Annotated in this window: 7 protein-coding genes; 2 read left to right on the top strand and 5 right to left on the bottom strand. The window is 59.0% G+C overall.

The genetic code is table 11. From position 1 onward, the window contains the following. Positions 1 to 85 precede the first annotated feature (85 nt). Together ACIREA_RS20090 and ACIREA_RS20085 are read left to right on the top strand one after the other, a co-directional pair. The gene (locus ACIREA_RS20090) at positions 86 to 394 is read left to right on the top strand and encodes a DUF485 domain-containing protein (protein ID WP_397384129.1); all 309 of its coding nucleotides are present in this window, start codon (positions 86 to 88) and stop codon (positions 392 to 394) included. Between the two features lie 53 nt (positions 395 to 447). Then, complete coding sequence (locus ACIREA_RS20085; RefSeq protein WP_397384128.1) at positions 448 to 2,022, top strand: cation acetate symporter; 1,575 nt, start codon at positions 448 to 450, stop codon at positions 2,020 to 2,022. Between the two features lie 65 nt (positions 2,023 to 2,087). Here the strand turns inward: ACIREA_RS20085 and ACIREA_RS20080 are convergent, their stop codons facing one another. The 5 genes from ACIREA_RS20080 to ACIREA_RS20060 all read right to left on the bottom strand — a co-directional run. Further along, a complete protein-coding gene (locus tag ACIREA_RS20080) occupies positions 2,088 to 3,056 on the bottom strand; it encodes an ABC transporter ATP-binding protein (protein ID WP_397384127.1) in 969 nt (322 codons plus the stop codon). Then, positions 3,053 to 4,048: an ABC transporter ATP-binding protein gene (locus tag ACIREA_RS20075; protein ID WP_397384126.1), complete on the bottom strand. Its 996-nt coding sequence runs from the start codon at positions 4,046 to 4,048 to the stop codon at positions 3,053 to 3,055. The genes ACIREA_RS20080 and ACIREA_RS20075 overlap by 4 nt, the downstream gene beginning before the upstream one ends. Beyond that, the gene (locus tag ACIREA_RS20070; protein ID WP_397384125.1) at positions 4,048 to 6,108 is read right to left on the bottom strand and encodes an ABC transporter substrate-binding protein; all 2,061 of its coding nucleotides are present in this window, start codon (positions 6,106 to 6,108) and stop codon (positions 4,048 to 4,050) included. Before ACIREA_RS20070 ends, ACIREA_RS20075 begins: the two co-directional genes overlap by 1 nt. Then, a complete protein-coding gene (locus ACIREA_RS20065) occupies positions 6,105 to 7,625 on the bottom strand; it encodes an ABC transporter permease subunit (protein ID WP_397384124.1) in 1,521 nt (506 codons plus the stop codon). The genes ACIREA_RS20070 and ACIREA_RS20065 overlap by 4 nt, the downstream gene beginning before the upstream one ends. Further along, a partial coding sequence (locus ACIREA_RS20060) for an ABC transporter permease subunit (protein WP_397384123.1) occupies positions 7,625 to 8,881 on the bottom strand: 1,257 nt, incomplete at its 5' end. The genes ACIREA_RS20065 and ACIREA_RS20060, both read right to left, overlap by 1 nt.

Below are 8,881 nucleotides of genomic sequence, written 5' to 3'. Positions count from 1 at the left end.
GAGACTGGAAAACGCGGGGCATTTTCACCTCCGCTGCTTTCCACTCTTGCCATCCAGCGTCTGTCTCCATACTCTCCGCCCCACTATGAGCGAAAAAACACCTGTGAACTGGGAAAAGCTGGAGGCGAAGCCGGAATTCCGCGCATTGCTGGCCCGCAAATCACGATTCATCATCCCGGCGACGATCTTCTTCCTGATCTACTACCTCGCTTTGCCGATCCTGGTGGGCTACTGCCCTGAACTGATGAAGAAGAAGGTCTGGGGTGAAGTGAACATCGCCTATGTCTTCGCGCTCTCGCAGTTCTTCATGGCCTGGATCATGGCCTTCCTCTATGTGCGTGTCGCCGCCAAGTGGGACAAAGCCGCCGCTGCTGTGATTCACGGTCAGGAATGAGCCACGCGCCGCAGTTGAACCTTCCGTTTTAAATTCGTCTCCTTTCCTTCTCGATGAACATTCCTCTGATCATGTTTCTGGCCTTTGTGGGCCTCACGCTTCTCATCACCTTTTGGGCCGCCAAAAAAAATACGGGTGCCAGCGCCTACTTCGCTGCAGGGCGTAGCATCACCGGCTGGCAGAATGGTCTTGCCGTCGCCGGCGACTACATGAGCGCCGCCTCCTTCCTCGGCATCTCCGGGATGATCTGCTTCTACGGCTACGATGGCTTCATGTACTCCGTGGGCTTCCTGGTCGCCTACATCACCGTGCTGCTCGTCGTCGCGGAGCCGCTGCGCAATGCCGGTAAATACACCATGGCCGATCTGCTGGCCTACCGTCTCAAGCCTCGTCCCGTGCGTGCGCTGGCATCGCTTAGCACACTGACTGTTTCCACCTTCTACATGATCGCGCAGATGGTCGGTGCGGGCGTGATCATCCAGCGCCTCATCGGTCTCCCCTTTGCACCTGCGGTCATCGGCGTCGGCATGCTGATGCTCGTCTATGTCGTCTTCGGCGGCATGCTGGCCACCACCTGGGTGCAGATCATCAAGGCCCTGCTGCTCATCGCGGGTGCCATGCTGCTCAGCTATCTGGTCCTCCAGTATCACCACTTCAGCTTCACCGAATTCTTCAACGCCGTCTCCAAAGCCGACTACGCCGGCACCGCAGAGCCCAAGAATCTCATGGAGCCCGGCCTCAAGTTCGGCGTCGCCGTGGCTGGTCCATGGGGACCGCTGGATCTCATTTCACTCGGTCTCGGCCTCGTGCTGGGCACCGCCGGTCTGCCGCACATCTTGGTGCGCTTTTACACCGTGCCTGATGCCAAGACCGCCCGCTCCAGCGTCGTGTGGGCCATGGCCATCATCGGTCTGTTCTACATCATGACCACCTTCTTCGGCTTCGGTGCCGCTACCATCCTCAAGAAAGCGCTCATCACCACGGCTGCAGGCAAGCCAGACACCAACATGGTCGCGCCGATCCTTGCGCAGGTGCTCGGCGGCGAATTCTTCTTCGCCTTCATCAGCGCCGTCGCCTTTGCCACCATTCTCGCTGTTGTCGCTGGTCTCACGATGAGCGCCAGCGCCAGCTTTGCGCATGACTTCTATTCCAACGTCATCCATCACGGCAAAACCAACCGTCCGGGCATGGAAGTGAAAGTCGCGCGCATCACCGCCTTCTGCGTGGGGGCAGTCAGCATCAGCATCGCCATCTATCTCGGCCCCAGCGTGAACGCCGCCTTCCTCGTCGGCCTGGCCTTTGCTGTCGCCGCCAGCGCCAATCTGCCTGTCATCATCTTCAGCGTCTTCTGGAAGCGCTTCAACACCACGGGCGCGGTGGCCGGCCTCAGCGTCGGACTTGCCTCCTCCATCATCCTCATCCTGCTGAGCCCCAATGGAGTCTTCGGCAAGGATGGCGCCATCTTCCCGCTCGAAAACCCCGGCATCGTCAGCATCCCGATCGGCTTCATCGCCGCCTGGCTCGGCACCATTCTCACGGCACGTGATCCTGAAGCCGAAGCCAAGTTTGCTGAACTCACCGTCCGCGCCCACACCGGCCTCGGTGCGGAGAAGGCGACCTCTCATTGATCTGAAAGTGATGCGGGCACTGTTGTGCCCGCAGTCATCTCAGCATGCAGGCAGTTACGCCTGCATCACGTGCAGCACGGACAGGGCTGCACGAAGTGCCCTGGCGAGACTTCTTTGAGCGTGAGATCCATCCCCACGCTTTGCTCCCACTTCGGATGCTTCATGCGGTGGCCGAAGGCGCAGCCGGCGGGAGGATTGATCGGCGAAGGCACATCACCGCGCAGGAGCTGCCGTGCACGGCGCTGCGTCGGATCAGCGATGGGGATCGCATCCAGCAATGCCTTGGTATAGGCGTGGCGCGGGTTTTGATAGAGCTCGGTGGCCGGCGCGAGTTCGACGATTTTGCCGAGGTACATCACCGCCACGCGGTCGCTCATGTGCTTTACGACGTTGAGTCCGTGTGCGATGAAGAGGTAGCTCAGACCCATGTCACGCTGCAACTCGAGCAGGAGATTGAGCACCTGGCTTTGCACCGAAACATCGAGTGCGGAGACCGGCTCGTCACACACAATGAGCTTGGGATTCAAGGCGATCGCACGCGCGATGCCAATGCGCTGCCGCTGACCGCCGCTGAATTCGAAGGAATAACGAAACATGGCATCTGCCGGCAAACCGACACGCTTAAGCAGCTCGACCGCCCATTCAGCGCGTTCTGCGCGAGTCCCCATCTTTTGAATGATGAAAGGCTCCTCCAAAATCTGCCCGATAGTGTGGCGGGGATTGAGCGACTCGGCAGGATCTTGGAAGATCATCTGCATTTCACGGCGCTGGCTGCGCAGCGCGCTCTGTGACTGCGTGGAGATGTCGTGGCCATTGAAGATCACATTGCCCGAGGTGGGCTTGAGCAGCCGCACCACGGAGCGGGCCACCGTGGACTTCCCACAGCCGCTTTCACCGACGAGGCCGAGCGTTTCGCCCGCTTTCAGTTCGAAGCTCACACCATCCACAGCCTTGCACACTGCCTGCGTGGTGTAGAACACACCGCCACGCACCGGGAAGTGCATCTTGAGATTTTGAACGGAGAGAAGGCTCATGACGCAGAGATTTGAGAGGCAAAGCACGCGCAGGCTTCCACGCCATGACCGCTGCCGCATTCTTTCCAGGGCTGGCGGGCGTTTAAAACATCCGTGCTGTGCGGGTTCGGGCAGCGCGAGGCAAAGCGGCAGCCTGCAGGCATGTCCCTGAGGCTGGGAACCATGCCCGGGATGACGGGCAGCGTTGTCTTGGGCGGATGATCAAGCTTCGGCAGGCAGCGGATGAGCCCCTGCGTGTAAGGGTGCTGTGGTTTGGCGAAAATCGGATACACCGGTCCACGTTCGACGATGCGACCCGCATACATGACGGCGACGTCATCGCAGGTTTCAGCGATCACGCCGAGGTCATGGGTGATCAAGATGACCGCCATGCCAGTTTCGTTTTGCAGACGTTTCAGGAGGTCCAGGATCTGCGCCTGAACGGTGACATCCAGCGCCGTGGTCGGCTCGTCAGCTATGAGAACCTTCGGGTGACAAGACAGCGCCATGGCGATCATCACGCGCTGGCGCATGCCGCCGCTGAGCTGGTGAGGGTATTCGTTCACGCGCTGTTCGGGTGCAGGGATGCCGACCCATTCCATGAGCTCGACAGCGCGCCTGAGCGCCTTGGCAGGTGTGGTGGGCTCATGCAGCTGAATCGCTTCGATGATCTGCATGCCGACGGGCTGCACGGGGTTCAGTGCCGTCATCGGCTCTTGGAAGATCATCGCGATGTCATTGCCGCGAATCTTCCGCATGGCATCGATCGGCAGCTTCGTGAGGTCACGGCCTTCGAGCAGCACTTCGCCGCTGAGAATGCGCCCGGCAGGCTGTGGCAGCAGACGCATCAGGCTCATGGCCGTCACGCTTTTGCCGCAGCCACTTTCACCGACGACGCCAAGCGTCTTGCCGGCTTCGAGGACAAAATCGACGCCATCGACGGCGGTGAGCAGACCTTCGTCGGTCTGGAAACCGACACGCAAATTGCGGACTTCGAGCAGAGGTGTTGGCATTACTTGGTTCCTCCTGCTTTGAGGTTGTGATCGAATACCTGATCGGTTTCGGGGAAGGTTTTTCCGGCGCGCATCGCGTCTTCGGTTTCACGTTTTGCGTCTTCGTCGATCCAGTGCACGTGGTTGGACATCGGCAGTTCGCTGACAGCGACGTTGAAGGTTTTTTCCGGCCACTTCACCCAGCGCCAGTAGGCGCAGCGGTAGTAGTTCTGCTCGTAGGCGGGAATCCATGCAGCCTCGTCGTAGATGATCTGGTCCGCGCCCCAGGAGGCTTTGCGGATCTCCTCGATGGTTGTCGCGTGGCGCTCGTCTTCGCAGAATTTGTCCATGCGGGGATCGGCGAAGCTGCAAAGGTTGTTGGTATTGGGTTTCGGCGTTTTGCCATCTTCCATGAACGCATCCTTCGAATGCCAGGCCTGGTAGTGATCAGGGATCGGCGGCGTCACGCTGAAGGCGACGGACGCGATCTGATGCTTCTTCTGCGTGGCCTTCTGAAAGTAGGACGTGCTTTCGAGGCCCTCGAGCTTGTATTCCACGCCAGCTTTGATCGCCTCCTCTTTGAGCCGCTGCATGACCTTTTGAATGATCTCCACCTTGCGATGCAGGATGGTCACGGACAGACGCTCGCCTTTGTCATTCACCAGCACGCCGTCGTTGCCGAGCTTGGTGTATCCGGCTTTGGCAAAGTGTTCGCGCGCCAGCTGCACATCGAAGGGTCTTGCAGTGATGGGCGGATCGCCGATGAGCGGGAAGCCTTTGCTGAAGCAGTTGAGGCGCTGGAAGTCGCCTCGCAGATCGAAGTCGATCACCTTCTGGTAGTTCGTGGCGTAGCTGAGGCCCAGGCGCACCTCCTTGTTGTTCAGCGGTGCGACCGCACAGTTCAGCCACAGGCCCGCATGGGAGCCCGGCCAGACGTTGTAAAACTTCGCCTTGTGGATGTAGCCCTTGTGCACCTCGGGGATCTCCAGCTTCTCGTACCAGTATTCCGGGATGCCCATCATGAGCTCTTCGACATCCAGCTCGCCCTGCCGGAAGAGCTCCAACACCTTCTCCTGCAGCCGCACGACTCGATAAACGACGTGATCGACATTGAAGCGATAACGGGAGAATTTCTTGTCCCGCGCCCACCAGTTTTTCACGCGAGTGAGAGCGATATCGCGCCCGAAGTGGATGTCCTCTTCTTTGATCACGTAGGGGCCGGAGGTCGGTCGGCAGCGCCACTGATAGCGTTGTTCAAAGTCCGGCCCGAACTCGCTGTAAAAGCGGCGGGACATGGGAGTGGTGTTCACATAATAAGCCGCAAGCGGCTTGGGCTCCGTGAGCGAGATGGAGAGCGTGCGCGCATCGTAGCGCGTGATGTTTGCGTAGTTCTCCCCATACCACTGATTGCCGAAGGGATTCTTCGGGTACTCGCTCAGCTGCATGTAGAACTGATTGAAAAAGTCATCCGCTTCGATCGGCGTCCCGTCGGAGAAGGTCGCATCCGGGTCGATGCGGAAATACACCGCGCGGTTGTCGGGGGCCACGGCCCACTCTTTGGCGATAGCGGGAATCACGCGCCCGGTTTCCGGATGCAGATTGATCAGACTCATCTCCACGTCGTCGTACTGGTAGCCGCGGAAGGAGCTGTTGCTGTTCTCGCCGAGAACGCGGAGCGTCGGTGGGAAAGAGAGAACATACTGGCGCATCGTGCCGCCTTTCTTGGCATGGGAGTCACCGATCTCCGGCTCATCCATGCCGTTCTCCCATTTCAAATCCGCCGGCACATCCTCCGGTTTGGCGAAGGTGAAGTACTCAGGTTTTTTCAGGCGTTCGCGTGTCGCGGTGAGCTGGGCCTCCAGCTCCGCTTTCTTCGCTGCATCAGCTTCCTTCGCGATCAATTCGGGTAGCTCCTTCTCCTGGCCCTGCAGTCCTGCGAGCACCTTCTTGTTGTAGAAGCTCCAAAAGGCCTCGCGTTCCTTGGTGCCATCATACGGCGGAAAATCTGCGGCATGCAGCGCACCGCCAAAGATGGCGGCGGTGGTAAAAGCCAACAGCAAACGGGGAACAGCGAGCTTCATTGATAGGTGGTGAACTTCTTCGGATCGAACGCCTCACGCAGCGCTTCACCGACAAATGTGACGAGCAGTAGAATGAAGACCATCACGCTGAACATCGAGATGGAGATCCACATTGCGGAGAGGTGGCTGGTGCCATCGTCAAACAGCCAGCCCCATTGCGGATAGGTTTCCGGCAGGCCAAAGCCAAGGAACGCCAGTGCGGTGAGCGATGAAATGATGGCGGCGACACTGAACGGAATTTTCGTCACGATGGTGGCGAGCATGTTCGGCAGCAGGTAGCGCGTGAGGATGCGCCAGGTGCTTGCCCCTTGCAGGCGTGCGGCGGAGATGTAGTCACGTTCCTTTTCTTTGTAAGCCAGCGCACGCAGCGAGTAGGTCAGGCTCGTCCAGGAGAAGAAGCAGATCACACCGAGGAGAATCAGCAAGTTCATGTTGGCCACGCCGATGATGCTGATCAGGATCATCACGATGTAGAGGAAGGGCAGCTCATCGAGAATCTCGATGAAACGCTGCATGGCGATGTCAAAAAAGCCGCCAAGGAAACCCATCAGCAAACCGATGATGATGCCGACGCCATAGGTGAAAAGAATGAACAGCAAAATCGCCTTCAGGTTGAGCTGCCATCCGCCATAAATCTGCGCCAGCACATCCCAGCCACGGCTGTCCGTGCCGAGGTAGTGTCCGGCCTTCCACAAGGGTGGAATTGCTGGATAAACGATCATCTCATAAGAGGTGACCGCCGCTTTCTCGAACTCCTCCTGCGGCATCTCACCGGTCCATTTTTCACGGTCTTTCACCCCGGCCTTGTAGTAGGCGGAAAGCGCCAGTGCTCCAGTGCGTGAGTAGCCCAGTGACTCTCCATCCGGCAGGCCTTTGCGGAAACGTGTGTCCGTATGCTTTTGCGTCGGCACATCCGCATAGGACTTTTGGGCGCGTCCGGAATAGGGTTCGGCATCGCCGGGCTTGAACCACACGCCACCACGCTGCTCCAGAGTGATCGATTGCAGCGAGTCCGTGTCCAGCACCGGGTCCCAGGGTACAAGAGGCATCCATACGAAGCCGCGCTTCTCCTTGCTCAGGCGCTGCTTCAGTTCGCGGTAGTTCGTCTCCTGCTCTCCAGCGAGGCCAAAGTCCTGCGCTTGATAACGCTTCTGAGAGAAGGCGGGGAAATACGTTTTCCCATCACACCGCACCAGCAGCGCACGCTTGCCCACCAGGGCCTGATCCAGCATCGCCAGGGCGATCAGCACCAGCAGAATGCGAAACGACCACCAGCCGCGGCCAATGCTGCGGAAACGGCGGAAGCGCTGCAAGGTCACCGGCGTCCAGCGGATTTCACGCGGCAGGAACCGCAGACCGAGAATGCCGCCGACGATCAGCAGCACCGAGCTGACCCAGCCAAAGGTGCGACCATTATCGAAGAACCAGGAAACGGTGGGAATCAAGATGCCGCACAGCTCGCTGAGAATGGCGAGAGCACCGAGGGTGATGGCAGCGATGGAAAGTTTGCGGTTCATCACTCAAATCGAATGCGGGGATCCAGTCGTGCGGTGATCATGTCGGAAAGCAGGTTGCCGAGCATGAGCAGCAGTCCGCTCACGGTGACGGTGGCCATGACGATGGGGTAATCCTTTTCCAGCAAGGCGTTGAAGCCCATGAGGCCGAAGCCGTCGATGTCAAAAATACGCTCCACGAGGAAGCTGCCGGCCACGAGCACCGTGAGCGCCTGGCCCATCGTGGCGGCCACGGGGATGAAGGAATTGCGCAGGGCATGACCGATGACGGCGCGTTTGAATTCCACGCCCTTGGCCACGGCGGTGCGCACGTAATCGCTGGCGAGCTGGTCGAGCAGGTTGTTTTTCACCAGCATCGTCAATCCCGCGAAACTGCCGACCATGTAGCAGCACAGCGGCAGGAAGGCATGATGGAGCAGATCGTAGATTTTGCCGAAGAAGCTGAGTTCCGCGAAGTTGATGCTCACAAAACCTTCCAGCGGAAACCAGCGCAGCCGTGCGGCGAAGATCACCATCAAAAACACGCCGAGCACGAATTCAGGAATCGCATAGCCAAAGAAGATCAACACCGAGGTGGCGGTGTCAGTCGGCGTACGGTGCTTGATGGCTTTCAATACACCCAGCGGCACACACACCATGTAGGTCAGCAGAATGGAGGTGATGCCGTAGAACAGCGAAATGGGAAACCGGCGCTTCATCATCGTCCACACCGGTTCGCTGTAGCGCGTGGAGTCGCCGAGATTGCCCTCCAGAACACCGGCGAATTTGGGTTGATAGATGAGCGCCACGTAGGGCTGTGGTTTGTCGAGTTTCTGGCCGGGATTCACCTTCTCCCATTCGATCTTTTGCTGCTCAGGCGTGATGATGCGGGCTTTCCACGAGGAGGAGTCCACTTCCTTGCTCGGCACGATCTCCGCGGTGTTCTGGGCTGTTCGCTTCACCACCACCAGGCTCGCAGTGCCGGGGATTTTGACTTCGGTTTCCGTTTTGCCATCGACGTATTCGGCGCGGGAACGATTCGTCTCTTTCGGCCAGGCTCCCAGCCATGAGGCATAGGCGATCAGGAAGGGTTTATCATGTCCGTACTGCTCCTGCAGTTTCAACAGCTGCGCTGGGGTCAGGCCGCTGGATTGCTGACGGTTTGTGCCGCCGCGCTGACCGTCGCTTTTCATGCGCGCTTCCAGCAGAGCCTGCTCCATCGGGCCGCCGGGAGTGAAGCGAATGATCAAAAACACCACCAACGTCATGCCGATGAGCGT

This window comes from Prosthecobacter sp., assembly GCF_044373815.1.
Lineage (GTDB): Bacteria > Verrucomicrobiota > Verrucomicrobiia > Verrucomicrobiales > Verrucomicrobiaceae > Prosthecobacter.
Note: the sequence above shows the minus strand (reverse complement) of the source record. Positions and strands in the feature narration are given on the sequence as shown.

What these genes read in the sequence shown, in the direction of transcription:
- ACIREA_RS20090 (WP_397384129.1), top strand. Translation starts at nt 86, where the DNA reads ATGAGCGAAAAAACACCTGTGAACTGGGAAAAGCTGGAGGCGAAGCCG.
- ACIREA_RS20065 (WP_397384124.1), bottom strand. Translation starts at nt 7,625, where the DNA reads ATGAACCGCAAACTTTCCATCGCTGCCATCACCCTCGGTGCTCTCGCC.
- ACIREA_RS20085 (WP_397384128.1), top strand. Translation starts at nt 448, where the DNA reads ATGAACATTCCTCTGATCATGTTTCTGGCCTTTGTGGGCCTCACGCTT.
- ACIREA_RS20075 (WP_397384126.1), bottom strand. Translation starts at nt 4,048, where the DNA reads ATGCCAACACCTCTGCTCGAAGTCCGCAATTTGCGTGTCGGTTTCCAG.
- ACIREA_RS20070 (WP_397384125.1), bottom strand. Translation starts at nt 6,108, where the DNA reads ATGAAGCTCGCTGTTCCCCGTTTGCTGTTGGCTTTTACCACCGCCGCC.
- ACIREA_RS20080 (WP_397384127.1), bottom strand. Translation starts at nt 3,056, where the DNA reads ATGAGCCTTCTCTCCGTTCAAAATCTCAAGATGCACTTCCCGGTGCGT.